General features: G+C 72.0%; 23 protein-coding genes and 3 pseudogenes. 14 read left to right on the forward strand and 12 right to left on the reverse strand.

Translation table 11 applies throughout. The annotated features are described in order from the left end of the window. Positions 1 to 111: 111 nt before the first annotated feature. From BM536_RS09145 to BM536_RS43950, 3 genes and pseudogenes are all read left to right on the forward strand, one after another. Positions 112 to 597: a cation:proton antiporter regulatory subunit gene (locus BM536_RS09145; protein ID WP_073491648.1), complete on the forward strand. Its 486-nt coding sequence runs from the start codon at positions 112 to 114 to the stop codon at positions 595 to 597. Between the two features lie 4 nt (positions 598 to 601). Continuing rightward, a pseudogene (locus BM536_RS09150) lies at positions 602 to 1,829 on the forward strand (cation:proton antiporter). Positions 1,830 to 1,931: 102 nt separating this feature from the next. Next, positions 1,932 to 2,054 carry a hypothetical protein gene (locus BM536_RS43950; RefSeq protein ID WP_281258554.1) on the forward strand — a complete coding sequence of 41 codons (123 nt, stop codon included), beginning with the start codon at positions 1,932 to 1,934 and terminating at the stop codon, positions 2,052 to 2,054. A 91-nt stretch (positions 2,055 to 2,145) separates the two neighbouring features. On the opposite strand, the gene BM536_RS09155 is transcribed toward BM536_RS43950, so the two are convergent. Next, complete coding sequence (locus BM536_RS09155) at positions 2,146 to 2,553, reverse strand: pyrophosphohydrolase domain-containing protein (protein ID WP_073491649.1); 408 nt, start codon at positions 2,551 to 2,553, stop codon at positions 2,146 to 2,148. Positions 2,554 to 2,652: 99 nt separating this feature from the next. Here BM536_RS09155 and BM536_RS09160 point away from each other — a divergent pair, with 99 nt between their 5' ends. Continuing rightward, positions 2,653 to 3,651, forward strand: coding sequence for a TAXI family TRAP transporter solute-binding subunit (locus tag BM536_RS09160; protein WP_094102791.1), 999 nt, complete (start codon positions 2,653 to 2,655; stop codon positions 3,649 to 3,651). 34 nt (positions 3,652 to 3,685) lie between these two features. Here BM536_RS09160 and BM536_RS09165 read toward each other — a convergent pair whose 3' ends face one another. Together BM536_RS09165 and BM536_RS09170 are read right to left on the reverse strand one after the other, a co-directional pair. Then, positions 3,686 to 5,098: a sensor histidine kinase gene (locus tag BM536_RS09165; RefSeq protein ID WP_094102792.1), complete on the reverse strand. Its 1,413-nt coding sequence runs from the start codon at positions 5,096 to 5,098 to the stop codon at positions 3,686 to 3,688. A gap of 9 nt (positions 5,099 to 5,107) precedes the next feature. Continuing rightward, positions 5,108 to 5,791: a response regulator transcription factor gene (locus tag BM536_RS09170; RefSeq protein WP_073491650.1), complete on the reverse strand. Its 684-nt coding sequence runs from the start codon at positions 5,789 to 5,791 to the stop codon at positions 5,108 to 5,110. Between the two features lie 324 nt (positions 5,792 to 6,115). Between BM536_RS09170 and BM536_RS09175 the strand changes: the two genes are divergently transcribed. From BM536_RS09175 to BM536_RS09205, 8 genes are all read left to right on the forward strand, one after another. Continuing rightward, positions 6,116 to 6,892 (forward strand): amino acid ABC transporter ATP-binding protein, encoded by a 777-nt coding sequence (locus BM536_RS09175; RefSeq protein ID WP_073491651.1) that lies wholly within the window; start codon positions 6,116 to 6,118, stop codon positions 6,890 to 6,892. A 94-nt stretch (positions 6,893 to 6,986) separates the two neighbouring features. Next, complete coding sequence (locus BM536_RS09180) at positions 6,987 to 7,832, forward strand: glutamate ABC transporter substrate-binding protein (protein WP_073491652.1); 846 nt, start codon at positions 6,987 to 6,989, stop codon at positions 7,830 to 7,832. Positions 7,833 to 7,963: 131 nt separating this feature from the next. Further along, positions 7,964 to 8,632, forward strand: coding sequence for an amino acid ABC transporter permease (locus tag BM536_RS09185; protein ID WP_073491653.1), 669 nt, complete (start codon positions 7,964 to 7,966; stop codon positions 8,630 to 8,632). Beyond that, complete coding sequence (locus BM536_RS09190; protein ID WP_073491654.1) at positions 8,629 to 9,528, forward strand: amino acid ABC transporter permease; 900 nt, start codon at positions 8,629 to 8,631, stop codon at positions 9,526 to 9,528. Before BM536_RS09185 ends, BM536_RS09190 begins: the two co-directional genes overlap by 4 nt. Before the next feature lie 175 nt (positions 9,529 to 9,703). Further along, on the forward strand, positions 9,704 to 11,305 hold the full coding sequence (locus BM536_RS09195; protein WP_094102793.1) for an FAD-dependent monooxygenase: 1,602 nt from the start codon (positions 9,704 to 9,706) through the stop codon (positions 11,303 to 11,305). Between the two features lie 197 nt (positions 11,306 to 11,502). After that, positions 11,503 to 11,574 carry a putative leader peptide gene (locus BM536_RS44310; RefSeq protein WP_309544753.1) on the forward strand — a complete coding sequence of 24 codons (72 nt, stop codon included), beginning with the start codon at positions 11,503 to 11,505 and terminating at the stop codon, positions 11,572 to 11,574. A gap of 87 nt (positions 11,575 to 11,661) precedes the next feature. Beyond that, positions 11,662 to 12,213 carry a cupin domain-containing protein gene (locus BM536_RS09200; RefSeq protein ID WP_211362853.1) on the forward strand — a complete coding sequence of 184 codons (552 nt, stop codon included), beginning with the start codon at positions 11,662 to 11,664 and terminating at the stop codon, positions 12,211 to 12,213. After that, complete coding sequence (locus BM536_RS09205; protein WP_425444614.1) at positions 12,210 to 12,650, forward strand: rhodanese-like domain-containing protein; 441 nt, start codon at positions 12,210 to 12,212, stop codon at positions 12,648 to 12,650. The genes BM536_RS09200 and BM536_RS09205 overlap by 4 nt, the downstream gene beginning before the upstream one ends. Before the next feature lie 57 nt (positions 12,651 to 12,707). On the opposite strand, the gene BM536_RS09210 is transcribed toward BM536_RS09205, so the two are convergent. From BM536_RS09210 to BM536_RS09235, 6 genes and pseudogenes are all read right to left on the reverse strand, one after another. Next, positions 12,708 to 13,676: a sugar ABC transporter substrate-binding protein gene (locus BM536_RS09210; RefSeq protein WP_073491657.1), complete on the reverse strand. Its 969-nt coding sequence runs from the start codon at positions 13,674 to 13,676 to the stop codon at positions 12,708 to 12,710. Positions 13,677 to 13,843: 167 nt separating this feature from the next. Beyond that, a pseudogene (locus tag BM536_RS09215) lies at positions 13,844 to 14,266 on the reverse strand (ABC transporter permease family protein); the annotation flags it as partial. Between the two features lie 137 nt (positions 14,267 to 14,403). Further along, positions 14,404 to 15,192 (reverse strand): recombination regulator RecX, encoded by a 789-nt coding sequence (gene recX / locus BM536_RS09220; RefSeq protein WP_094102794.1) that lies wholly within the window; start codon positions 15,190 to 15,192, stop codon positions 14,404 to 14,406. 8 nt (positions 15,193 to 15,200) lie between these two features. Beyond that, positions 15,201 to 16,337, reverse strand: a complete 1,137-nt coding sequence (gene recA / locus BM536_RS09225) for a recombinase RecA (protein ID WP_073491658.1) — start codon at positions 16,335 to 16,337, stop codon at positions 15,201 to 15,203. Between the two features lie 426 nt (positions 16,338 to 16,763). Beyond that, positions 16,764 to 18,020: an AI-2E family transporter gene (locus tag BM536_RS09230; protein ID WP_073491659.1), complete on the reverse strand. Its 1,257-nt coding sequence runs from the start codon at positions 18,018 to 18,020 to the stop codon at positions 16,764 to 16,766. Between the two features lie 60 nt (positions 18,021 to 18,080). Next, positions 18,081 to 18,275, reverse strand: a complete 195-nt coding sequence (locus BM536_RS09235; protein WP_073491660.1) for a DUF3046 domain-containing protein — start codon at positions 18,273 to 18,275, stop codon at positions 18,081 to 18,083. A 79-nt stretch (positions 18,276 to 18,354) separates the two neighbouring features. Between BM536_RS09235 and BM536_RS09240 the strand changes: the two are divergent. Further along, a pseudogene (locus BM536_RS09240) lies at positions 18,355 to 19,300 on the forward strand (hypothetical protein). 31 nt (positions 19,301 to 19,331) lie between these two features. Here BM536_RS09240 and BM536_RS09245 read toward each other — a convergent pair. The 3 genes from BM536_RS09245 to BM536_RS09255 are packed head-to-tail and all read right to left on the reverse strand — an operon-like array spanning position 19,332 to position 21,243. After that, on the reverse strand, positions 19,332 to 19,640 hold the full coding sequence (locus BM536_RS09245) for an AzlD domain-containing protein (RefSeq protein WP_073491663.1): 309 nt from the start codon (positions 19,638 to 19,640) through the stop codon (positions 19,332 to 19,334). Further along, complete coding sequence (locus BM536_RS09250; protein ID WP_245873403.1) at positions 19,637 to 20,353, reverse strand: AzlC family ABC transporter permease; 717 nt, start codon at positions 20,351 to 20,353, stop codon at positions 19,637 to 19,639. The genes BM536_RS09245 and BM536_RS09250 overlap by 4 nt, the downstream gene beginning before the upstream one ends. Further along, on the reverse strand, positions 20,257 to 21,243 hold the full coding sequence (locus tag BM536_RS09255; RefSeq protein ID WP_245873340.1) for an AraC family transcriptional regulator: 987 nt from the start codon (positions 21,241 to 21,243) through the stop codon (positions 20,257 to 20,259). Before BM536_RS09255 ends, BM536_RS09250 begins: the two co-directional genes overlap by 97 nt. Positions 21,244 to 21,439: 196 nt before the next feature. On the opposite strand from BM536_RS09255, the gene BM536_RS09260 reads away from it, so the two are divergent. Next, complete coding sequence (locus tag BM536_RS09260; protein ID WP_094102797.1) at positions 21,440 to 26,353, forward strand: ATP-dependent helicase; 4,914 nt, start codon at positions 21,440 to 21,442, stop codon at positions 26,351 to 26,353. The last annotated feature ends 166 nt before the right edge of the window (positions 26,354 to 26,519 follow it).

The following is a 26,519-nucleotide window of genomic DNA, read 5'->3' on the forward strand; positions in this document are numbered from 1 at the left end:
ACGGTCCCGAGGGCCGGTTCGGCTACCGACGCCGGCACAGACGCCGGTACCGGTGCTGGCATCGACACCGGTACCGGCGATCACCGCCCACGACCGCAAGGGGAAGAAACCGTGTCCGCTCCACGCCTCCGGACGACACCGCTGCCAGGCATCGGCGTCCAGTACGACCTCGTGACACGGGAGCAACGCCACCTGTCCGTGGTGGCCCACCGCGACGGAAGCCGGACGGTGAGCCTGTACCGGGCCGACGACCCGGACTCCTGCGCCCAGTCCCTGCGGTTGTCGGGGGCCGAGGCGGGCTCGCTGATCGACGCCCTGAAGCCGTCCCACCACAGTGCGAGCCTGCTGTACACGACCGACCTCGGGCTGGTCGCCGAGCGCATCGAGGTGGCCGCGGCCTCCCACTGGAACGGGCGGCTGCTGGGCGAGACCCGGATGCGCACGGAGACCGGCGCGTCGATCGTGGCGGTGCTGCGGCGGGCCGAGGCGACCCCCTCGCCGGCGCCGGACTTCCGGCTGGCCGGCGGGGACACCCTCATCGTGATCGGCACCCGCGAGGGCGTGGACGCGGCCGCGGCGATACTCGGCCGGGAGTGAACCGGTGCACTCCTCCGCGGTCCTTCTGATCGAGTTCGGTTCCATCATCCTCGGCCTCGGCCTGCTCGGCCGGCTCGCCGCCCGCTTCCGGTTCTCGCCCATCCCCCTCTACCTGCTCGCAGGTCTGGCCTTCGGCGAGGGGGGGGCTGCTCCCGCTGGGCGCGAGTGAGGAGTTCGTGGCCATCGGCGCCGAGATCGGCGTCATCCTGCTGCTGCTGATGCTCGGCCTGGAGTACACGGCGAGCGATCTGGTCTCCAACCTCAAGGCCCACTATCCGTCCGGCCTGGTGGATTTCACGCTCAACGCGCTGCCGGGCGCGGCCGCCGCGCTGCTGCTGGGCTGGGGGCCGGTGGCGGCCGTGGTGCTGGCGGGCGTCACCTGGATCTCCTCGTCCGGGGTGATCGCCAAGGTGCTGGGCGACCTGGGCCGGGTCGGCAACCGCGAGACGCCGGTGATCCTGAGCGTCCTGGTGCTGGAGGACCTGGCGATGGCGGTCTACCTGCCGATCGTCACCGCCCTGGTGGCGGGCGTCGGGCTGGCGGCCGGCAGCGTGACCCTGGCGGTGGCGCTGGGCGCCGCGGGACTCGTCCTCTTCGTGGCACTGCGCTACGGCCGGATCCTCTCCCGGTTCGTGTCGAGCGACGACCCGGAGAAGCTGCTCCTCGTGGTCCTGGGGCTGACGATCCTGGTCGCCGGTGTGGCGCAGCAGCTCCAGGTGTCGGCGGCCGTCGGCGCGTTCCTCGTCGGCATCGCGCTGTCCGGTGAGGTGGCCGAGGGCGCGCACACGCTGCTGAGCCCGTTGCGGGACCTCTTCGCGGCCGTCTTCTTCGTGTTCTTCGGGCTGCACACCGATCCGGCCAGCATTCCTCCGGTGCTGGTGCCCGCCCTGGCCCTCGCGGTCGTGACGGCCGCGACGAAGATCGCGACCGGCTACTGGGCGGCGCGGCGGGCCGGGATCTCGGTCAAGGGCCGCTGGCGCACGGGCGGTGCGCTGGTGGCGCGCGGGGAGTTCTCGATCGTCATCGCGGGGCTGGCGGTCACCGCCGGCATCGAGCCGTCCCTGGGCCCCCTGGCTACGGCGTACGTCCTGATCCTGGTCGTTCTGGGCCCGCTCACCGCCCGCTACACGGAACCTCTGGCCGGCCGCTGGACGCGCCTCCGTGAAGCGCGCCGGCCTCCGGCGGAGGAGCCGGCACCCGAGGCACGCACGGAGACGCCGGTGGGCGACTGAGGGGTGGGTCGGGACGACGACGGGCACGGCGACGGCACCCACAGGGCCCACACGCCGCATCAGTGACACGCTCTGGGTCACTGCCGTCCGGTTGAGCACCCGGTGCCTACGTCCCTCCACCAGCGCGGTCAGCGCCGAGGCGGCACCGCGCGCCGAGGCCCGCTCGGCCTCACCGGCACCGGGCGCGAGCGTGCCGGCCTCACCGGCACCCTCGGCCACACCTGACGGTCTTCCGCACCTCGCACCGCATCACGAGTGAGCCGCTCGTGGGCAGCGACGCCGCCTGTCCCCGACGGCGAAGGTCAGGCACGACGGGTCAGGCCGCGCCGCCGGGGACCCAGCCCTGGCGGCGCAGTACCGCCGCCACGTCCGGTGCCTCGTAGTGCTCGCCCTTGAGGACCTTGCCGTCCGCACGGCGGGCGACCCGCCCGTCGGGGCCCCGCTTGGTCATGTTGGAACGGTGGATCTCGGCTATCACCGCGTCGAGGTCGATCCCGTGCACCAGAGCCGTGCCGTACGCGACGTAGACGACGTCGGCCAGTTCGTGCGCGAGGCGGTCCAGGGGGCCGCTCACCGACACCTCGGCCACCTCGGCGGCCTCCTCCGCGAGCAGCTCCCCGCGGTGCGCGGCGAGGCCGGGCGGCACCTCCGTCGGTGTACTGCGGGCATCGAGACCCAAGGCCAGGTGGAACTGACGGACCAGGTCGGCGGGCGAGGAACTCATGCACCGACTGTAACGACGGCCACTGACAGTCCCGTCCGCCACCGCCCCGGCGCGGCCCGCCCTGGCCAGCTCGCCGCCCCACCTGGCAGGATCGCGCGCATGTCCAAGGTGTTCCCTCCCATCGGCAGGCGCCGGGCCCTCCAGGGCACCGCCGCCGCTGTCGTCGTCCTCGGGCTGCTGCTGTGGTGGCTGCTGCCCCTGGGCGAGGACCCGCCGAGCGGCAGGATCACCTTCAGCACGGGCACCACGAGCGGCGTCTACTACGAGTACGGCACCCGGCTGCGCACCGCGCTGGCCGAGGACATGCCCGATCTGGACGTGAACCTGACCGCCAGCAACGGCTCCCAGGAGAACGTCGCGCGCGTGGCGACCGGCCAGGCCGACTTCACCATCGCCGCGGCCGACGCGGTGGAGACGTACGAGAAGGACCACCCCGGCGCCTCCGCCCGGCTGCGCGGGGTCGCCCGGCTGTACGACGACTACGTGCAGCTGGTCGTGCCACGCGACTCGGACGTGCGGTCCGTGGCGGACCTGAAGGGGCGGACGGTCGCGACCGGGCTGCCCCGCTCGGGGGTGCGGCTGATCGCCGAACGGGTCCTGATGGCGGCGGGCGTGGATCCGGCGAAGGACATCACGGCGGTCTCGGAGGGCATCGACACCGGCCCCGAGCGGCTGAAGCGGGGGAAGATCGACGCGTTCTTCTGGTCCGGCGGAGTGCCGACGGCCGGTCTGGAGAAGCTGGCCGACGGCTTCACCTTCCGGTTCGTGCCGATAGACGCCGCGCTGGTGGCCAAGATGCACCGGCAGGACGACGCGACGGGCTTCTACCGGGCCACCAACATGCCCGAGTCCGCCTACCCGGTCATCCAGAACGGCTCCACCGTGCCGACGATCGCGGTGTCCAACCTGCTGATGACCCGCACGGACGTGGACCCCCGGCTCACCGAGTGGCTGACCCGGACCGTGATCAAGAGCCGCGACAACATCGGGCGGCACGTGCACTCCGCCCAGCTGGTCGATCTGCGCACGGCCATCTACACCGACCCGCTCCCGCTGCACGAGGGCGCCCGGCGCTACTACCGCTCCGTCAAGCCGTAACGGGGCGGACGCCAGGCCGCCGCCGGGACCGGCCTCAGGCCACGGGTCTCGACCTCGGCACGGAGACCGTCACCTCCAGACCGGTGGGCTCGTGACGGTCGTAGGAGATCGTGCCGCCGCCGGCCGCGAGCAGGGCGCGGGAGATGGACAGGCCCAGGCCGGAGCCCTTGATGTTCTGGTGCCGGCCACTGCGCCAGAAGCGGTCGCCCACGCGCGCGAGCTCCTCGTCGGTCAGGCCGGGCCCGTGGTCGGTGACGACGACGGTCGAGGTCTCGCCGTCGACGGCGACCGACACCTCGACGCTCTCGCCCTCCGGCGTGAACTTGACCGCGTTGTCAATCACCGCGTCAAGGGCGCTGGAGAGCGTGACCGGGTCGGCCCAGGCCGTGGTGGGCGGGCAGTCTCCGATCAGGCGGACGCCTTTCGCCCCGGCGGTGGGCGCCCAGGCGGCGACGCGCTCGGCGGCCAGCGCACCGATGTCGGTGACCCGCAGGTCGGCCTCGGTGTGCTCGGCCAGGGCCAGGTCGAGCAGGTCGTCCAGGACGTGGGCGAGGCGCTTGCCCTCGTTCTGCACGGACGCGATCTCCTCGTTGCCCTCCGGGAGTTCGTAGGCGAGCAGTTCGATGCGCAGCAGCAGCGCCGCGAGCGGGTTGCGCAGTTGGTGCGAGGCGTCGGCGACGAAAGCGCGCTGCTGTTCCAGCACGTCCTCGACGTTGTCCGCCATCTCGTTGAACGACCGGGCCAGCCGTCGGAGTTCCGGCGGACCGCTGGCGACCGCGACCCTGGACTTCAGGCGGCCGGTGGCGATGTCGTGGGTGGTCGCGTCCAGGACGCGGACGGGCCTGAGCACCCAGCCGGTCAGGCGCAGGGCCGCTCCGATGGCGAGCAGCATCGCCGCGCTCTCACCCGCGCCGATGAGCAGCCAGCCGTGCAGAATGCGCGAGCGCATGGCCCCGGTGGGCGAGTCGGTGACGACTACCGCGACGACGTCGCCGTCCCGGATCACCGGGGACGCCACCACGAGCCGGTTGCGCTGCCAGGGCCACACCTGCTGGGGGTCGTGGCTGCGACGGCTGAGCAGCGCCTCCTCGAACGCTTCCCGCACCTCACCCTTTTCAGGGAGGTACCAGTCCCTCGGCGCATGAGCCATGGGGGTGTCGCTGCCGTAGAAGACACCGGCACGGATGCCGTAGACGTCGTAGTAGTTGACCAGTTCACGAATCAGTGTTTCGCGCCGCTCGTCGTTGGTCGTGGCCACCGGGCCGGAGTCGCCGGCCGGGACGGTGACGAACTGGGCGAGGGCGGCGAAACGTGCCGTGTCGTCGATGCGGTCGACGACCACGTCCTGTTGCTCGGCGCCGGCCACGCTGACCGCCAGCGGCACACCGAGGGCCAGCAGCACGGCCGCCATCAGGACGATGAGCAGCGGCAGAAGACGTGTGCGCAACGATCCCCGCTAGGCCGGGGCGACGAGCCGGTAGCCGACCCCGCGTACGGTCTCGATCAGGGCCGGCATGCGCAGCTTGGCGCGCAGGGAGGCCACGTGCACCTCCAGGGTGCGTCCCGTCCCCTCCCAGCTGGTGCGCCACACCTCGCTGATGATCTGCTCCCGCCGGAAGACCACACCGGGCCGCTGGGCGAGCAGCGCCAGGAGGTCGAACTCCTTACGGGTCAGCTGGACGACGGTGCCGTCCACGGTGACGCGCCGGGTGGGCAGTTCGATGTGCACGGGCCCGAGCAGCAGCTCGTTCTCACCGGCCGCGGCCACCTCCCCGGGGACGGTGCGCCGGCTGACGGCGTGGATACGGGCGAGCAGCTCACCGGTGTCGTAGGGCTTGACGACGTAGTCGTCGGCGCCCAGGTTGAGCCCGTGGATGCGGGAGCGCACGTCGGCGCGGGCCGTCACCATGATGACGGGGGTGGCGGTGCGCTTGCGGATCTTGCCGCAGACCTCGTAGCCGTCCTGGTCGGGCAGGCCCAGGTCGAGCAGGACGACCCCGAAACCGGGTCCCTCCGGGACGAGCGCCTGGAGCGCCTCCTCGCCGCTGCGCGCGTGGGTGACGTCGAAACCGTGCCGCTTCAGGACCGCGGACAGCGCGGCGGCGACATGGTTGTCGTCCTCGACGAGCAGCAGTCTCATCCCGGCCTCCTCCGGTTCATCGGGCGTACCAGCTGGTTCTGTACAAAGTCGTACGACCTAGGCGTACGGTTTCGGTGGACGAAAAGCGCGGTGCACGCGCGCGTGCACCATGGCAGTCACGCTGATGGACGAGGACGCCGTCAAGTGCGTTCCGGTTGCGCGGGGCTTCCGTTATCCGCCCGATACGGTCCCGGGTCGCCACTGCCACGACAGGTGTCCGATTGCTATCGGATCGTGATCCTCAGATTCACCTCAGATGTAATGACGCTGGTCGCAGTGGTTACTACTGTCCTCCGAAACCGAGGAGGACGGAGCCCGAGAGCGATGACCGAAGTATCGGTGGCCAAGGAAGACGCGGCCGCGCCCGGAGAACTGGTCGTCCTGAAGAGCGTCAACAAGCATTTCGGCGCGTTGCACGTTCTCCAGGACATCGATCTGACCATCGAGCGCGGTGAGGTCGTCGTGGTCATCGGACCCTCCGGGTCCGGTAAGTCCACGCTGTGCCGCACCATCAACCGCCTGGAGACGATCGACGCGGGCACGATCACGATCGACGGGAAGCCGCTGCCCCAGGAGGGCAAGGAGCTGGCACGGCTGCGCGCCGACGTCGGCATGGTCTTCCAGTCGTTCAACCTGTTCGCGCACAAGACCGTGCTGCAGAACGTGATGCTGGGCCAGGTCAAGGTCCGCAAGGCGGACAAGAAGAAGGCCGAGGCCAACGCGCGCCTCCTGCTGGACCGCGTCGGCGTGGCCAGCCAGGCCGACAAGTACCCCGCACAGCTCTCCGGCGGCCAGCAGCAGCGCGTGGCCATCGCGCGCGCCCTGGCCATGAACCCCAAGGTGATGCTCTTCGACGAGCCGACGTCCGCCCTGGACCCGGAGATGATCAACGAGGTGCTGGAGGTCATGCAGCAGCTCGCCCGGGACGGTATGACCATGATCGTCGTCACCCACGAGATGGGATTCGCACGATCGGCTGCAAACCGCGTGGTGTTCATGGCCGACGGCCGCATCGTCGAACAGGCTGCGCCAGACCAGTTCTTCAGCAATCCGCGCAGCGACCGCGCCAAGGACTTCCTGTCCAAGATCCTGCATCACTGACGGCGCCCTGCGCGTCCGCGACCAGCGTCACCCGCCTCTCGACGGCTCGCACGTCTCCTTCATCACCGAAGGCATCACCCAAAGGAAGTCGATCATGAAGCTTCGCAAGGTCTCCGCCGCCTCGGCCGCCGTCCTCGCCCTCGCCCTCGCCGCCACCGCGTGCGGTTCCGACGACAAGGACGACACGAGCAGCGGCTCCAGCGGTGGCGGCGACAAGATCAAGATCGGTATCAAGTACGACCAGCCGGGTCTCGGCCTGAAGGAGCCCGACGGTTCCTTCTCCGGCTTCGACGTGGACGTGGCGACGTATGTGGCCAAGGAGCTGGGCTACGAGCCGAACCAGATCACGTTCGTCGAGACCAAGAGCGCCGACCGCGAGAACGCGCTCGCCCGCGGCGACGTCAAGTTCATCGCGGCCACCTACTCGATCAACGACGAGCGCGCCAAGAAGGTCGACTTCGCCGGCCCGTACCTGCTGGCCCACCAGGACCTGCTGGTGAAGAAGGACTCCGACATCGCGAAGGGTGCGGACCTCAACGGCAAGAACCTGTGCTCGGTGACCGGTTCGACGTCGGCGCAGAACGTCAGGGACAAGATCGCCCCGAAGGCCAACCTGAAGCAGCTGGGCGGTTACTCGGAGTGCATCTCCGCCCTCCAGAGCGGCGCCGTCGACGCGGTGACCACCGACGACTCGATCCTCGCGGGCTTCGCCGCGCAGGACAAGTACAAGGGCCAGTTCAAGCTCGTGGGCGAGAAGCTCTCGAACGAGAACTACGGCGTCGGTGTCAAGAAGGGCGACAAGGCCACCGTCGACAAGATCAACGCCGCGCTGGAGAAGATGGTCAGCGACGGCGCGTGGGACAAGGCGGTCACGGAGAACTTCGGCCCGGCCGAGTACAAGAACGAGAAGGCCCCGAAGATCGGCGTCATCGTCAAGTAACCCGGCAGCCGCTGCCTCAGGAATCCCGCGTACGACGTGGGGTTCCGCGGGCGCGCCGCCCGTCGTCGCGATCACGGCGGGCGCGCGTCACGCCCTCCACGTACCCCACACACCCGGAAGCGCGGGAGATCGTGTTCGACTTTCTTGAAGGCTACGACGTCCTCGCGGCGTTCTGGTTGACGATCAAACTGACCGTCTTCTCCGCCGTCGGCTCCCTGGTCTGGGGCACCATGCTGGCCGCGATGCGCGTCAGTCCGGTCCCGCTGATGCGCGGGTTCGGCACCGCCTACGTCAACATCGTCCGGAACATCCCTCTGACGGTCATCATCGTCTTCACCTCGCTCGGCCTCGCCGACATCTTCGGTATGACGATGGGCGCGTCCCACGACTTCAACCTGCAGGGCTTCCGCCTCGCGGTGCTCGGTCTGGTCGCCTACACGGCGGCCTTCGTCTGCGAGTCGATCCGGTCCGGCATCAACACCGTGCCCCTCGGCCAGGCCGAGGCGGCACGCGCGATCGGGCTGAGCTTCAGCCAGACGCTGCGGCTCGTCATCCTGCCGCAGGCGTTCCGCTCGGTCATCGGCCCGCTGACCAACGTCCTGATCGCCCTGACCAAGAACACCACTGTGGCGGCCGCCATCGGCGTGGCCGAAGCCGCCTTCCTGATGAAGGAAATGATCGAGAACGAGGCCCAGACGCTGGCCATCGGCGCGGTCTTCGCCCTCGGGTTCGTGGTGCTGACCCTTCCCACCGGCCTGCTGCTCGGCTGGCTCGGCAAGCGACTGGCGGTGAAGCGATGAGCTCGGTCCTCTACGACGCCCCCGGGCCGCGCGCCAAACGGCGCAACGTCCTGCTGTCCATCCTCTTCTTCGTCCTGCTCGCCCTGCTCCTGTGGTGGCTGTGGGAGAAGATGGACGACAAGAACCAGCTCGAATGGGCCCTGTGGGAGCCGTTCACCACGTCCCAGGCGTGGACGACCTATCTGCTGCCGGGCCTCGCCGACACCATGAAGGCCGCGGCGCTCTCCATGATCATCGCCCTTCCCCTGGGCGCGTTCCTCGGCATCTCGCGGATGTCCGACCATCGCTGGGTGCGCGTCCCGGCCGGCGCGGTGGTCGAGTTCTTCCGGGCGATCCCGGTCCTGCTGCTGATGCTGTTCGCCAACGAGCTGTACGTCCGCTCCTCGGACATCTCCAGCGAGGACCGCCCCATGTACGCGGTCGTCACCGGCCTCGTGCTCTACAACGCCTCGGTCCTCGCGGAGGTCGTCCGGGCCGGCATCCTCGCCCTGCCCAAGGGACAGACGGAGGCCGCGTTCGCGATCGGCCTGCGCAAGGGCCAGACGATGACCAGCATCCTGCTGCCGCAGGCCGTCACGGCGATGCTGCCGGCGATCGTCAGCCAGCTCGTCGTCATCGTGAAGGACACGGCGCTCGGCGGCGTGATGCTCGGGTTCACCGAGCTGCTCAACGCGCGCAGCACCCTGGCGGCGAACTACGCCAACGTCGTCCCCAGCTTCATCGTCGTGGCGCTCATCTTCATCGTCGTCAACTTCATCCTGACGTCCTTCGCCTCCTGGCTGGAGGGCCGGCTGCGCCGCAGCAAGCGCGGCACGGGCGCGGTGCTCGCCCCGGACGACGTCGAGGACAACCCCGCCGCGATCCCCGGCAGCTACGGAACGGGCCAGGCGGTCTGACGCTCACTCATACGGCGTGACCTGTACGGAGGCAGTGGCGTGCGCGCCGCTGCCTCCGTCGCTTGACGCAAGCTGCGGCAGTGGGTTGCATACGTTCTGTGATCGTGCACCCTGCTCCAACCTCTTGTTCACCTACGTCCCTCGGGACGCCGTCGCGGGCAGGGGGTGCCACCCCGTGGACCCGGTGATCATCGTCGGAGCGGGGCCCGTGGGGCTCACGCTCGCCCTGGCGCTGGCGCGTCAGGAGGTGCCCTGCGTCGTCCTGGACGAGGGGCCGGGCAAGGACGAACCACGTCTCGCGCGCACCGTCGTGCTCCGTGAGGACACCGCCGCCCTGATGGAGCGGCTCACCGGCACCTCGCTCGCCGGGGCGGGCGTCCACTGGGCCGGTTGGCGGTCGATGCGGCGCAAGCAGGTGACACACGAGATCGGGTTCGACGACACCGACCCTGCCCCGCTGCACCTCGCCCAGCATGTGCTGACCGACGCCCTGCGCACGGCCCTGGCCGGCGAGCGGCTCGTGCGGATCGCCGTGGACAGCCGCCTGGACGGCGTCGAGCAGGAAGCTTCCGGCGTCACGGCCCACACCCGCGGCCCCAAGGGCACCTGGTGGCGCGGCAGCTATCTGGTGGGCTGCGACGGCCCCCGCTCCACGGTCCGCAAACTCCTCGACATCCGCTTCCCCGGCCGTACGGCGGTCGAGCGGCACGCCGTCGCCGCCCTGCGCACGGAACTTCCCTGGGCCGACGAGGCGTTGCTCCACCGGACGCCGCCGTGGCGGACGTCCGGTCCCTCCGCCGGGGAGATCACGGGGCGTCCGCTGCCGGATGACGTCTGGCGCCTGGACTGGCTCCTGCCGCCCGGCAAGGACCTCGTCACGCCCGAGCTGCTGGTGGCCCGCATCCGCGAGACCCTCGCGGGCTGGTGCGGCGGCACGGCCCCGGCGTACGAACTGCTCGACACCGGTGTCCACACGGTCCACCACCGGCTGGCCCGCCGCTGGCGCGCCGGGCGGGTCTTCCTCGCCGGGGACGCCGCCCACCTCCTCGGCGCGTTCGGCACCCAGGGGCTCGACGAGGGCCTGCGGGACGCCGACAACCTCGCCTGGAAGCTCGCGCTCGCGTGGCACCACGGGTCGCACGAGGCCCTGCTCGACAGCTATCAGGCGGAGCGGCGCGCGGTCGTCGCCGCCCGGCTGCGCGCGGCCGACCAGATCCTGCCGACCCTGCGCGGCGGCCCCGGCATAAGGGCGTACGTCCCCGGCGCCGCCCGCGGCCACGACGCGCTGCTCACCGACGCCCACCTCGGACGCGGCCCGCTGGGCGCGCCGGGCACGTACGCCGGCTCCCCGCTCGCGCCCGGGCACCTGGAGGCGGAGGTGCCGGTGGACACGCCCCCCGGCGCGCCGGTCACGGACGTCCGCGTCACCGCCGAGGACGGCTCCTTCGTACGGCTGCGGGACCGGCTCGGCCGCGGGGCCCTGCTCGTCCTGCTGATCGCCCCGGGCACCGGCGTATGGGAGCGCCGGCACTGGGTGGGGGCGGGGATCATGCCCCGGCTCGCCGCCGCGGTGACGGCGCTGCCCAGTCCGGCCGAGCTGCTGGTCGCCGAGAGCTATCCGGGCGCCGCCGCCCACACCGTCCTGCTGATCCGCCCCGACGGCCATCTGGTCACCGCGCTCAGCGGGGTCCGTCCCGCCGATCTGTACGCGGCGGCGGAGGCGGCGGTGGGAGGCGCTGTGGAGGCGGGAGCGGAAGCGGCGGCCGGGGCCAAGTGAGGGGGCGGGCCCCGGTGACCTGATCGGGTGGGGGCGGGTGGGCCGCCGGTGTGCGGTGAGCACCCAGGCGGTGGGCGTGCGCGTCCGGTGTGACGGTCGGATGGTCCTGCTCCCCGTCACTCCGCGGTCCACATGGTGACAGTCGGTTGACCGGCGTATCCCGGCATGGTCTACTCCCGATCGTGACCGACACCTGTGTGCGCCTGTGGCGGAGGGTCCATATGGACCTCGTCCGCTATGCGGGCTGCGTGTGTCGTCCGTCCTGCTGAATTCGCATCCCCCTCTTCCCCCGGCGCGCGCGCCGACGCGCTCTCGCGCTATCCGCGCGCGCCCGCGAACGCCCCAGGACGGTACCCGTGTCTGTCTCGCCTTCCGTGTCCCCCTCCGCGTCTCCCTCCCTGTCCGCTCCCGTGGCCACGCCCACCCAGGCGGACCTCCTCGACTTCGTACGGCGTACGGCGGCCGACACCGCGCTGATCGCCTCGCTCCCCCTCGACCGGGAAGGCCGCACCTGGGTGCGCCTGGAGGGCCCCGGCGGCAGCGAGGCCTGGCTGATCGGCTGGCCGCCCGGCACCGGCACCGGCTGGCACGACCACGCCGACTCGGTGGGCGCCTTCCTGACCGCCCGGGGCGAGCTGAAGGAGAACTCCCTCGCCGCACGGCTGCCCACGGACGGCTGGAAGACCCTGGAGCTGTCGGAGGACGTCGACCGGGAACGCCGCCTGCCGGCCGGCAAGGGCCGCGCCTTCGGACGCCACCACGTCCACGAGGTGCTCAACGAGTCCCGCGAGGAGCACGCGGTCTCCGTGCACGCCTACTACCCGCCCCTGCCGAGGATCCGGCGGTACAGCCGCACCGGCCAGGTGCTGCGCCTGGAGCAGGTCGAGCGCCCGGAGGACTGGCAGTGAGTGGTGACGCGCCGAGGAACGACGTGGTCAGTGGTGACGTGGTGAAGGGCGAGGGGCCCGTCGGCATAGACGAGTTGCTGGAGCGGGTGCGGGCCGGGTACGCGCGCGTGGAGGCACGGGATGCGTACGAGGCCGCCCGCGCGGGCGAGGCGCTTCTCGTCGACATCCGGTACGCCGCCCTGCGCGAGCGGGACGGGCTGATCCCCGGCGCCCTGGTCGTGGAGCGCAACGAGCTGGAGTGGCGCCTCGACCCCCAGGGCAGCCACCGCGTCCCCGAGGCCACCGGCCACGACCTGCGGATCGTCGTGATCTGCAACGAGGGCTACGCGTCGAGCCTGGCGGCGGCGTCCCTGCACCGGCTGGGGCTCTACCGGGCCACCGACCTGGTCGGCGGCTTCCAGGCGTGGCGGTCGGCGGGACTGCCGGTGACGTACTAGAGCGGGGCTGCGGGCAGCAGCCCCCGGTGCGGGGAGAGCCGGCACGCGCGCGTGGGCTCAGTCCTCGGGCGGGCAGTACAGCGGGGCGGTGTCCGCGTTGTCCTCGGTCACCAGCCGCACCCGGGTCTTGTCGATCTTGTCGGCCTTCTCCTTGCGGAGCAGGGAGACGACGTTCTCCACGGCCAGCTCGCCGGTGTCCGCCGCCGAGTTGGAGACGGTGGCGGCGAAACGGCCGTCCTTCAGGGCGGCCAGTGCCTCGTCGGTGCCGTTGACCGTCACGATCCTGACATCCTTCCCGCCGGCCGCGTCGAAGGCCTTGCGGGCCGCGAACGCCATCTGTTCGTTGGCCACGAAGGCGTAGTCGAGACCGGGTTGCGCCCGGATCATCTCCGCGGCCACGGTGCGGGCCTTGACCGGGTCGTACATGCCGGGCCGACTGGCGACCACCGAGGCGTTGCCGGGGAGATGCGCGGTGAACGCCTCGACGAGCACGTCGGAAGCGGCTCCGGGGGCTCCCGCGATCACCCCTACGCTCACCTGGCGGCCCGCGGCGTCCTTCTCGATCCACTCGGCGTCCAGTCTGCCCACCTCCTTCTGGTCGACGACGACGGCCCCGAGGACGTCGGAGGTGTCCTCGGGGACCACCGACGTGAGGAAGATCGGCACACCGGCGGCCCTGGCCTTGGCGATGCCGTCCTCGAGGGCGTCCACGTCGACGGTCTGCACGATCAGCGCGTCGACGTCCCGGGCGATCAGCCGCTCGATGTTGGCGACCTCCGTCGCCGCGTCCTGCCGCGAGTTGGCCGTCTGCAGGCCGACGCTGTTGTTGCGGGCCGTGCGCTCCACGGACTCCTGCAGGCAGGTGTGGAACTCGGTGCTGCCGCCGTTGACGAACCCGAGCGTGATCCTTCCGTCCACCGCGCTCGCGGGCTCCGACTCCCACGGGGCGGCGCAGCCGCCGAGCAGCAGACAGGTGCCGAGGGACGAGGTGACCAGCGTTCTTCGGGCACGGGTGGGCACGGACATGGCGGAGCCGCCTTTCGGGACGTGCGGGACACAACGCCCGTACGGGGAACGGGCATGCGCGGGCGGCAGCAGACGGTACCCGTGGCCGGAACGGGCTCACCCTTCCGGGAACGCAAGGTAAATCTGCACTCCCCGGGGGTCTCACCCGCGTGACTACCTGGGAGGCTTCACTCCTGCACCGTCGCCACCGTCACCGCGCGGATCCGCAGCGCCACCCGGCCCGGCAGCGCGGTCGCGACGAGCGCGAGGAGTCCGGTTCCCGCGACCACGGTGACGTACGTCAGCGGGGTGACCGCCGGTGCCGCGCGTCCCGTCATGCCGGTGCTGAGTGCGGTGAGAACGGCCAGGGCGACGGCGCTGCCGAGGGCCGTGGCGATGAGGAGTACCGACAGGGTCTCGGTGCGCAGTATCCCCGGTACCTGACGGCGGATCGCCTCCGCCAGCCGCAGCAGCGCGAACTCCCTCACCCATGCGGAGACGGACATGGCAAGGGCATTGACGACGGCGATGGCCGTGAAGGCCAGGACGAGTGCCATGGCGAGTGCCATGGCGGAGAAGTTGACCTCCGCGTTCGCCTGCTGCCGCTCGGCTGAGGCAACGAGGAGCTGATGCCCGGCCCCGGACAGGATCGGCGCCCCCGCGCGTCCACCGTGTCCCGAAACCGGAGCGAACCGAGTTTCCGAGCCGGTGGGGTCACGTCCCGCCGCCCGTCGCAGCCTCTCGAGGGTCAGAACTCCCCGTCCTCCAGGAACTCCGTGTCCTCGCCCTCCTCCTCCAGCGCCTGCCGGACCACGCGCAGGGCCATGCCCTGGGGGTAGCCCTTGCGCGCGAGCATCCCGGCGAGACGGCGCAGCCGCTTGTCACGGTCGAGTCCGCGGGTCGAGCGCAGTTTGCGGGCGACCAGGTCACGGGCGGTCGCTTCCTCCCGCTCGGAGTCGAGCTGGGCGACGGCCTCGTCGATCAGTGTCGAGTCGACGCCCTTGGTGCGCAGTTCCTGAACGAGGGCCCGCCGGGCCAGACCGCGGCCGTGATGCCGGGACTCCACCCAGGCGTCCGCGAAGGCGCTGTCGTTGATCAGCCCGACCTCCTCGAACCGCGAGAGAACCTCCGCGGCCACGTCGTCCGGGATCTCCCGCTTGCTGAGGGCGTCGGCGAGCTGCTTCCGGGTGCGCGGGGTCCCGGTGAGCAGGCGCAGGCAGATCGCCCGTGCCCGCTCAGCCGGGTCCCCTGAAGACCCCCCCTTCTCGGCCCTCGACGAGGCAGAGGTGTCTTCATCCTTGGCGGACGGTTCTCCGAAGCCGCGCCGACGGCGCCCGCCCCGTGAACCGCCCTCGTCGCCGCGTCCCGCCCGGCGGCCACGGGGTCGGCCTGCGCCGGCCGACCCGTCGTCCCCGTACGAGCCGCTGCCCGGCCGGTCGTCACCGGCGCGGGCCAGGCCGTCGCCGTCGACGCTCCCCGGCTCGCGGTGGATGCCGGGGCGGGCGTCGTACTCGGCCCAGTCCGTTCGTCGTGTCACGGGTCGGCTCAGCTCTTGGCGGCCGCGGCCTTGGTCTTGGTGGCCTTGGCTGCGGGAACGGTAGCGGGAACCGTCTTGGCGGCGTCGTCCGCCGGTGCGCCCGGGGTGACCGCGGCATCCGCGTCGGTCGCCGCGTCGGGCTGCTCGGGGCGCACGCCCACGCCCAGCTTCTCCTTGATCTTCCTCTCGATCTCGTTGGCGAGGTCGGGGTTGTCCTTGAGGAAGTTGCGGGCGTTCTCCTTGCCCTGGCCGAGCTGGTCGCCCTCGTACGTGTACCAGGCGCCGGCCTTGCGGACGAAGCCGTTCTCCACGCCCATGTCGATCAGGCCGCCTTCACGGCTGATGCCATGTCCGTAGAGGATGTCGAACTCGGCCTGCTTGAAGGGCGGCGCGACCTTGTTCTTGACCACCTTGACGCGGGTGCGGTTGCCCACCGCGTCGGTGCCGTCCTTGAGCGTCTCGATGCGCCGGATGTCGAGCCGCACCGAGGCGTAGAACTTCAGCGCCCGGCCACCGGTCGTGGTCTCCGGGGAGCCGAACATCACACCGATCTTCTCGCGGAGCTGGTTGATGAAGATGGCGGTGGTCTTGGACTGGTTGAGCGCGCTGGTGATCTTCCGCAGGGCCTGGCTCATCAGACGGGCCTGGAGACCGACGTGGCTGTCGCCCATCTCGCCCTCGATCTCCGCGCGCGGGACGAGCGCGGCGACGGAGTCGATGACGATCAGGTCGAGGGCTCCGGAGCGGACGAGCATGTCCACGATCTCCAGGGCCTGCTCGCCGTTGTCCGGCTGGGACAGCAGCAGGTTGTCGATGTCGACGCCGAGCTTCTGCGCGTACTCGGGGTCGAGGGCGTGCTCCGCGTCCACGAACGCGACCGTGCCGCCGGCCTTCTGGGCGTTCGCCACCGCGTGCAGCGTCAGGGTCGTCTTACCGGAGGACTCCGGTCCGTAGACCTCGATGACCCGGCCGCGCGGCAGGCCGCCGACGCCGAGGGCCACGTCGAGCGCGGTCGACCCGGTGGGGATGACCTCGATGGGCTCCCGGGACCGGTCGCCCATGCGCATGACCGCGCCTTTGCCGAATTGCCGTTCAATCTGTGCGAGTGCGGCATCCAGGGCCTTCTCGCGGTCGGTACCTGCCATGGGTTCCACCCGATTTGCTTGAGTCGATCGCTTCACGTCAACGACGCTAACGCCTACCACTGACAACGCGCCTCGACGCTGGTCCGGCCTGTGGATAACTCGGACACTTACCCAGGCAAACCTGGACGAAGTACCCGTCGAGAACCCTGCCGGAGCCTCCATCAGAATGGATGTTCGATTTTCGTGTCAAGCGCACCACGCGGCACTTGCGAGCCTACGTTCGCGTACCCGCAACACCCCGGATCCGCCGCTTCGGACCCGGCCCGACCGGACTGCGGCACCACGGACCCGGCCCGACCGGACTGCAGCACCACCGCGCTGCACGCGCTGCCATCATGACCAGGCTGCGGCGGGACCATGCCGCGCCAGGCCCCTGCTCCGACGGCCTGGCTCAGGGCGTGGCTCAGTGCCGGCTCAAGGCCTGCCTCAGCCGGACCCGTCCACCGGCCCGGCCGTCCGCTCCCGCGCCCTCGTCCACAGCCGCCGAGCCCGCGTGAGCGGGTTCGGCCCCGCGCCCCGTCTCCGGTGCCCGTGCACACGGGGATCGTCCGTGACGTCGTAGCGCTTCACGTACGCGCCGAGGAACGCCTGGAGCGTGGCGACCGCGGGGATGGAGATCAGGGCGCCGACCGCGCCGAGGAGGGCGGTGCCGGCGATGACCGAGCCGAAGGCCACGGCGGGGTGGATGTCGACGGTCTTCGAGGTGAGCTTCGGCTGCAGCACGTAGTTCTCGAACTGCTGGTAGAACACGACGAAGATCAGCACCCACAGCGCGTACCAGGGATCGACCGTGAAGGCGATCAGCATGGGCAGCGCCCCCGCGAGATAGGTGCCGATGGTCGGGATGAACTGCGAGACCACGCCGACCCACACGGCGAGCACGGGCGCGTACGGGATACCGAGGAAGAGCAGCAGGACGTAGTGGGCCGCACCGGAGATCAGGGCCATCAGGCCGCGTGAGTACAGGTAGCCGCCGGTCTTGTCGACGGCGATCTCCCACGCGCGCAGCACCTCGGTCTGCCGGGACGGCGGCAGGACCGAGCACAGCGCACGGCGCAGCCGGGGCCCGTCGGCGGCGAAGTAGAACGAGAACAGCGCGATCGTCAGCAGTTGGAAGAGACCGCCGAGCACCTGCGTGGAGATGTCCAGGACGCCGGCCGCGCTGTTCTGCGCGTACTTCCTCAGCCAGTCGGAGTGAAGCAGGCCCTCCTGTATGTCGACCCGCCTGAGGTCGGTGTCGAACGAGGTGTTGACCCAGTTGATCACCGAGTCGAGGTACTGCGGGAAGTCCTCGATCATCTTGATGATCTGCCCCGCGAGGATCGAGCCGAGCAGCGTGAAGAAGCCCGCGAACGCGATCAGCAGGCCGGAGAAGACCACGAAAGTGGCGAGCCCCCGACGCATGCCGCGCGCGGCCATCCGGCTCACCGCGGGTTCGACGGCGAGGGCCAGGAAGAACGCGATCAGGATGTTGATCAGCAGGCCGATGACCTGGTGGAAGGCCCAGGTACCCAGCTGGAACGCGCCGACCAGGGCGAGTGCGAGCACCATCGCGCGCGGGAGCCAGCCCGGCATGCGGGCGCTCGGCTCGGCGTCGACGCCGGACGGCGGCCGGGTGGGCGGCGTCGGGCCCGGAGGGGGTGCCTGCGGGCCCGCGGGCCTGGTCTCGTCAGTGGGTGCCACGGGCCAAGTCTCGCCCACGCCACCGACACTCGATGACCCGCCTGCGGCGTTCTCCCCGGATCAGTGCCTCTCCCGCGGAACGTTCATCACCGCGCACACCACACGCCACACGTCCTTGGCGTCCCAGCCGGCCGCCAGCGCCTCGTCCACGGTGCGCCCGCCGAGTTCCGTCATCACGTGATCGCGCGCGAAGGTCTCGGCGTATCCCGTACCGAAGTGCTCCGCCATCCGCTGCCAGAAGACCGTCAACCGCATGACGCCATTATCCCGCGCCCGGGGGTGGCCCTGGCCGGGACCGCCTGCGGAGACCGCTTTCCGCCCTACGGTCTGACCCATGGTCGAATCAGGAGCATCCCCACTCCCCCCCGACGCCCACGGCGCGCTCCCCGCTCTTCCGCGCCGAGCACTTCGTCTGGCTCACCGCGCGCGTGCTGGAACAGCGTCTCTTCGCTCACCACTTCCTGCACGGCGCCGCCGACCCCGTCGAGACGGCACTCGACGCCTACCGCAACGAGGACGGCGGATACGGCCACGCACTGGAGCCCGATCTCCGCGGCCCCGTCAGCCAGCCCCTGCACACCGCCCGCGCCCTGCACGTCCTGGACTCGCTCGGCCGTTGCGGCGGGCAGCGCGTGGAACGGGTGTGCCGCTACCTCACGTCCGTCTCCACCACCGACGGGGCGCTCCCGGCGGTCCACCCCAGCCAGCGCGGCTACCCCGCCGCCCCGTTCGTCCCGATCGTGGACGACCCGCCCAGCGAGCTGCTGGCGACCGGACCGGTCGTGGGCCTGCTGCACCGCAACGAGGTCTGGCACGCCTGGCTGTTCAGGGCCACCGACTTCTGCTGGCAGGCGGTCGACGCCCTGGAGACGTCCCACCCGTACGAGGTCCAGGCCGCCGTGGCCTTCCTGGACTCCGCCTCGGACCGCCCGCGCGCGGAGGCGGCCGCCGACCGCCTGGGCCGTCTGGTGCGCGAGCACCGGCTCGCCGTACTGGATCCGGACCGCCGGGACGCCTACCCCGTCGCCCCCGGCTACGCGCCCGGCGAGCACCACTTCCCGTACGACTACGCGAAGACCCCGGGCTCGATCGCGCGCGCGTGGTTCACCGACGCCGAGATGGCGGGCGCCCTGGACTTCCTCGCTGCCGAGCAGCGGCAGGACGGCGGCTGGCCGATCCGATGGCGCCGCTGGGCACCCGGCACAGAACTGGAGTCCCGTCCCGCGGTGACGATCGAAGCCCTGAGCACCCTCAGGGCGTACGGCCGCGTCATCGGCTGATCCGACACGTCACCCGCAAGAGCACCCGCCCTCACCCGCCCACGGCCCGTACCGCCGCCGTGACCGCCACGGCCGCTGCGACGACGAGCAGGAACGGCGCTCGCAGGACGAGTGCCACGGCGGCCGCGGCGAGCCCGGCGGCCCTGGCGTCCAGTACGAGCGCCTGCCCGTCGGCGAAGGTCTGCTGGGACGTGAGGGCGGCCAGAAGGGCGACGGGGAGCAGGGCCGCGAGCCGCCGGACGAGGGGCCGCTCGAGCACACCCGCGGGCACCAGGAGGCCGGTGAGCTTGACGGCGTAGCAGCCGAGAGCGGTCACGCCGATCGCGATCCAGACGTTCACCGCCGCTCCTCCTCCGCGTCGCCCCGCGCGCGGCCCGCGCGCCGGCCCTCGGCCCACAGGGCGAGCGGCGCGGCGAGGGCGGCCACCAGGACGGGCACGCCGCCGGGCAGGAGGGGCAGCAGGCCGAGTCCCAGCAGGACCGCGAGTGCCGCGGCGGCCCGCTCGGTGGTGGTCTTCAGCATGGGCGCGAGCAGCGCCAGGAAGACGGCCGGGCCGGCCGCGTCGAGCCCCCACGCGTCGGTGTCCCCGATGGCCTCCGCGCCGAGGGCGCCCAACAGCGTGGTGAGGTTCCACAGCACGTAGAGGCTGAGTCCGGTGACGGCGAAGCCGATCCGTGCGCCTCGCCGATCGCGCTGTGCCAGCGAGACGGCCGTGGTCTCGTCGATCACCCACTGTGCGGCGAGCGGGCGCACCGCGCGCGGGAGGGCCAGCAACTGCGACAGTCGCAGACCGTAGAAGGCGTTGCGCACGCCGAGGAAGAAGGCTCCGGCGGCCGCCGTGAGCGGGTTGCCGCCCGCCGCGAGCGCCCCGACGAGCGCGAACTGGGAAGCGCCGGTGAACACCAGCAGGCTCAGCGCGCAGGTCTGCCACACCGTGAGTCCACTGCCCGCCGAGGTCACTCCGAAGGCGAACCCGGAGAGTCCGACGGCGACCCCGACGCCGAGCGCGTCCCGGACGACGGTGGAGTCCGGCCTCCCTCGGTCGTCCCGTATGTCTGCGAAAGCTGTCTGTTCTGCCACCCGTCGGACGGTACGAGCAGCCGCCGCGGCGCGTCTTGTACGTTCTTGCGCTCCCGCTGGTACGCCCCCGGTGGCACGCCCACGATCCGGGCGAAGTGACGGTTGAGGTGCGGCTGATCGGTGAACCCCACCGCGACCGCCGCCTCCGCCGGGGTGGTCCCGGCGTCCAGCAGTCGCCGCGCCCGCCGGACCCGCGCATCGGTGAGCCACGTGTGGGGCGGTATCCCGTAGGCGTCCCGGAACGCCCGCAGGAGGGCGAAGGGGCTGGTCCCGAGGTCGCCCGCGAGCCGCTCCAGGGTCGGCGGATCGACGAGCCGCTCCTCCAGCACGGCACGCGCGCGTGCCGCCATCCGGTCCCCCGCCGTGCGCACCTGCCGAGTCGGCAGCGCCCCGCCGTTCAGCCGCAGCAGCCGTGTCACGGCGACGCGCAGGAGTGTGTCCGCGGCGAGCGCGTTGCCCTCGTCGGCGGCGCGGAGGACCTGATGCACGAGCGCGACGGCGTACGGGTCGTCCAGCACGGGACTGACGAACCCCGGAGCGCCCCGCAGAGTCGTCGTCTCGGCGGCGATCCCGGCCACGAGTTCGGGCGACGGGTAGACCGCCCCGTACCGCCAGCCCTCGGGCACGCCGGCCCGCCCGGTGTGCGGGGTGTCGGGATTGACGAGAGCGAGCGTTCCCGCACCCGCGTACTGGTCACCGCCCCGGTGCTGGAAGACCTCCACCCCCTCCGCGATGCCGGCGATCACGAAGTGCTCGTGCGTGTGCCGCACGAAGTTCTTCCGTACGTACCGGGCCCGCAGCAGGTCCACACCGGGCAGCTCCGCGTACTGCCAGTGCCGCGCCACCTCACGAGTTCCCGCCACCTCCCCATTCTCCGCGACGCCGAGCCCACCACGTCCGCCGCCTGCCCCGCTTCCACCCGGTTCCGACCGGTTCCAACCGGTTCCACCCGCGTCCGCTCCCTGTCCGCCAGCGACGGACCCGCACACCACCGTCGCGAGCGGTCTGGCGAAGCCGCAGGTCAGGCGCATTGTCAGTGCTCGGGTGCAGGATGGACGCATGGTCGGCAACGCACACCGAGCCCTGGACGGCTTCTCCCCCGCGACCCGCGCCTGGTTCACGGGGGCCTTCTCCGCGCCCACCGCGGCCCAGGCGGGCGCGTGGCAGGCCATCGGCGAGGGCTCGGACGTGCTGGTGGTCGCCCCGACCGGCTCCGGCAAGACCCTGGCCGCGTTCCTGGCCGCTCTGGACCAGCTGGCCTCGACGCCCCCGCCGGCCGACCCGAAGAAGCGCTGCCGCGTGCTGTACGTCTCGCCCCTCAAGGCCCTGGCGGTCGACGTGGAGCGCAACCTCCGCAGTCCCCTGACGGGCATCCGCCAGGAGTCCGTGCGACTGGGCCTGCCCGAGCCCGAGGTCAAGGTCGGCATCCGCTCGGGAGACACCCCGCCCGCCGAGCGCCGCGCCCTGTCCACACGGCCCCCAGACATCCTGATCACCACCCCGGAGTCGCTCTTCCTGATGCTGACGTCGGCCACGCGCGACGCGCTGACCAACGTCGAGACGGTGATCCTCGACGAGGTCCACGCCGTGGCGAGCACCAAGCGCGGCGCGCACCTCGCCCTCTCCCTGGAGCGCCTGGACGAACTCCTGCCGAGGCCCGCCCGCCGTATCGGCCTCTCGGCCACGGTCCGCCCGGTCGACGAGGTCGCCCGCTACCTCTCCCCGCACCGCAAGGTCGAGATCGTCCAGCCGAAGTCGGGCAAGGAGTTCGACCTCTCGGTGGTCGTCCCGGTCGAGGACCTGGGTGAGCTGGGCGGCTCCCCGGTCGCCGACGGCTCCGAGGGCGCGGAACGCCCGTCGATCTGGCCGCACGTGGAGGAGCGCATCGCCGACCTGGTCCAGGCCCACCGCTCCACGATCGTGTTCGCCAACTCCCGCCGCCTGGCGGAGCGCCTGTGCAACCGCCTGAACGAGATCGCCTACGAGCGGGCCACCGGGGAGCCCCTCGACGAGCACCACGCGCCGGCCGAGCTGATGGGCGGCTCGGGGGCGGCCCAGGGCGCCCCGCCGGTCATCGCGCGCGCACACCACGGCTCGGTCTCCAAGGAGCAGCGCGCCCTGGTCGAGGAGGACCTCAAGGCGGGCCGCCTGCCCGCGGTGGTCGCCACCTCCAGCCTGGAGCTGGGCATCGACATGGGCGCGGTCGATCTGGTCATCCAGGTCGAGTCACCGCCCTCCGTGGCCTCCGGGCTCCAGCGCGTGGGCCGTGCGGGCCACCAGGTCGGTGCGGTCTCGACCGGTGTGGTCTTCCCGAAGTACCGCGGCGACCTGGTCCAGGCGGCGGTGGTCACCGAGCGCATGCGCACGGGCTCCATCGAGTCCCTCAGGGTTCCGGCGAACCCCCTGGACGTGCTGGCCCAGCAGCTCGTCGCGATGACCGCGATGGACACCTGGCAGCTCGACGACCTGCTCGCCCTCGTCCGCCGCGCCGCGCCCTTCGCGTCCCTCCCCGAGTCCGCCTTCACGGCGGTCCTGGACATGCTCGCGGGCCGGTACCCGTCCGACGCCTTCGCCGAACTGCGCCCGCGCGTGGTGTGGGACCGCGTCGCCGGCACGATCACCGGCCGCCCCGGCGCCCAGCGGCTCGCCGTGACCTCCGGCGGCACGATCCCGGACCGCGGCCTGTTCGGCGTCTTCCTCGCGGGCGCCGATCCCAAGAAGGGCGGCGGCCGGGTCGGCGAGCTGGACGAGGAGATGGTCTACGAGTCCCGCGTCGGTGACGTCTTCACGCTGGGCACCAGTTCCTGGCGCATCGAGGACATCACCCGTGACCGTGTCCTGGTCTCACCCGCTCCGGGCGTGCCGGGCCGCCTGCCGTTCTGGAAGGGCGACCAGCTGGGCCGCCCGCTGGAACTGGGCCGCGCGGTCGGCGCGTTCCTGCGCGAGGTCGGCTCACTGTCCAAGGACGACGCCCGGCTGCGCCTGCTCACCGCGGGCCTGGACGCCTGGGCCGCCGACAACGTCATCGCGTACCTGGACGAACAGCGCCAGGCCTGCGGCCACGTCCCCGACGACCGCACGATCGTCGTCGAGCGCTTCCGCGACGAGCTGGGCGATTGGCGGGTCGTCGTGCACTCCCCGTTCGGTGCCCAGGTGCACGCCCCCTGGGCCCTCGCCCTCGGCGCCAAGCTCTCCGAGCGGTACGGCATGGACGCCCAGGTCATGCACGCCGACGACGGCATCGTCCTGCGCCTGCCCGACGCCGACCTCATGGGCCTGGACCTGCTCGACCAGGCACCCCTGAAGGCCGGCACGGAGTACGACGCCGAGCAGGCCCCCCTCGGGGCGGCGGACGTCGTCTTCGACAAGGGGGAGGTCGACCAGGTCGTCACCGACCAGGTGGGCGGTTCGGCCCTGTTCGCGGCCCGTTTCCGCGAGTGTGCGGCCCGTGCGCTGCTGCTGCCGCGCCGCAGCCCGGGCAAGCGCACCCCGCTGTGGCAGCAGCGCCAGCGAGCCTCCCAACTGCTCCAGGTGGCCAGCGAGTTCGGTTCGTTCCCGATCGTCCTGGAAGCGGTCCGCGAATGCCTCCAGGACGTCTTCGACGTCCCCGGACTCGTCGAGCTGATGGGCGACCTCGAGTCCCGCAAGGTGCGCCTGGTCGAGGTCACCACCCAGGAGCCGTCCCCGTTCGCCCGCTCGCTCCTGTTCGGTTACGTCGCCCAGTTCCTCTACGAGGGCGACTCCCCCCTCGCCGAGCGCCGCGCCGCCGCCCTCTCGCTGGACTCGCGGCTGCTGGCGGAGCTGCTCGGCCAGGCGGAGCTGCGCGAACTGCTCGACGCCGAGGTCCTCACCGAACTGGAGCGGGAGCTGCAGTGGCTGACCGAGGACCGCCGGGTGAAGGACGTCGAGGGCGTCGCGGACCTCCTGCGCATGCTCGGCCCGCTCACCGACGCCGAACTGGCCGAGCGGGGTGCCGAACCGCACTGGGCACAGGAGCTGGCCGCGGCCCGCCGCGCCATCAGGGTCCGTATCGGCGGGTCCGACCACTGGGCGGCGATCGAGGACGCTGGCCGTCTGCGCGACGCCCTGGGCACCGCACTCCCCGTCGGCGTCCCGGAGGCCTTCACCGAACCGGTGAAGGACCCGCTCGGCGACCTCCTCGCCCGCCACGCCCGCACCCACGGCCCGTTCACCTCGGCCACCGCCGCCGACCGCTTCGGCCTGGGCGTCGCGGTCACCGAGGGCGCCCTCCAGCGGCTGGCGGCGGGCGGCCGCGTCGTCCAGGGGGAGTTCCACCCGGCGGGCATCGGCCAGGAGTGGTGCGACGCGACGGTCCTGCGCAGGCTGCGGCGCCGTTCCCTGGCCGCCCTGCGGCACGAACTCGAACCCGTCCCGCCGCCCGCGCTCGCCCAGTTCCTCCCCCAGTGGCAGCACATCGGCACAGGCCACTCCCTGCGCGGCATCGACGGCCTGGTGCGCGCGGTCGAGCAGCTCCAGGGCGCGTCCGTGCCCGCCTCCGCCCTGGAGAAGCTCGTCATTCCGTCCCGCGTCACGGGCTACGCACCGGCGATGCTCGACGAGCTGACCGCCGCCGGAGAGGTCCTCTGGGCAGGCGCGGGCGCCCTCCCCGGCAAGGACGGCTGGGTCTCCCTGTACCTGGCGGACGCGGCGCCCCTCCTCCTGGCCGCGCCGCACCCCTTGGAGCTGACGGCACTGCACCAGTCCGTCCTGGACATCCTCTCGGGCGGCTACGGCCTCTTCTTCCGCCAGATCGCCGACCAGGTCCGCGCCACCACCCACCCCGAGGCCACCGACCCCCAACTGGCCGACACGGTCTGGGACCTGGCCTGGTCCGGCCGCCTCACCAACGACACGCTGGCACCGATGCGCGCCCTGCTGGGCTCGGGCCGTACGGCCGGCTCCACCGCCCACCGCGCCAAGCGCGCGGTCCCGCGCGGGCGGTACGGCTCCCTGACGGCCGCCGCCCGGCCGGCGTCCCGCAGCGGCCCCCCGACCGTCGCCGGCCGCTGGTCCCTCCTCCCGGCGCACGAACCCGACCCGACCGTCCGCGCGCACGCGCTCGCCCGCACCCTCCTCGACCGGCACGGTGTGGTGACCCGGGGAGCGGTCGCGGCCGAAGGCGTGGAGGGCGGCTTCTCTGCGACGTACCGCATCCTGTCCGTCTTCGAGGACAGCGGCCAGGCCCGGCGCGGCTATGTCGTGGAGGGGCTCGGCGCCGCGCAGTTCGCCATGGACGGCGCCGTGGACCGCCTGCGCGCGGTGGCCAACGCCCGCGACCGGGGTGAACCCCTGCCCGGGCCGGACGGCACCCACGGCACCCACAGCACGCAGGGCACCGGCGCCCCCTTCGCCTCCGCCCCCGACGGCTTCCCCGCGGCCGACATCGACTGGGACGTCCCCGGCCTCGACAGCACCCTCGACCCCCCGCCCGCCCCCGGGCGACTGGATCTCCCCGCGCGACACCGCGGGCCCGGCGCCGGTGGCCCCCGCGGCGGCAGCGGCTCTCCGTACGGCTCCGGCTTCGCCGACCGGCGCCCCCGCACCCCGTCGCCCGCCTCCCGCGCCGTCGTCCTCGCCGCGGCGGACCCGGCGAACGCGTACGGAGCCGCCCTGCCCTGGCCCGAGCCGCCGACCGGCGCCGGTCACAAGCCGGGCCGCAAGGCGGGCTCCCTCGTGGTGCTCGTCGACGGCGAGCTGACGCTCTACATGGAGCGCGGCGGCAAGACCCTGCTGGCCTGGCCCGCCGCACCCGACCACGCCGACACGCCCGCCGACGACCCCCGTCTGCCCGCGGCGGCGGAGGCCCTCGCCTCGGCCGCGCGCGTCGGCTCCCTCGGCACGGTGACGGTGGAGCGCGTCAACGGCACCTCGGCCCTGACCTCCCCCTTCGGCGCCCTCCTGGAAGGTGCGGGATTCATCGCGACCCCCCGCGGCCTGAGACTGCGAGCATGACAAGCCACCGAACGACCCGCCCCGCCGAACCGACCCGACCCACCCGACCCACCCGATCGTACCGGGAGGGCCAAGGGTCCGGGTGTACGGTCGATCCGGTCACGTGGATGGACGATCTCCGCGACTTCGACTACTCGTTCGGCTCGCGGATCCACGGCAACATCGC

Origin of the sequence: Streptomyces phaeoluteigriseus, from assembly GCF_001896135.2 — a bacterium.
GTDB lineage: Bacteria > Actinomycetota > Actinomycetes > Streptomycetales > Streptomycetaceae > Streptomyces > Streptomyces phaeoluteigriseus.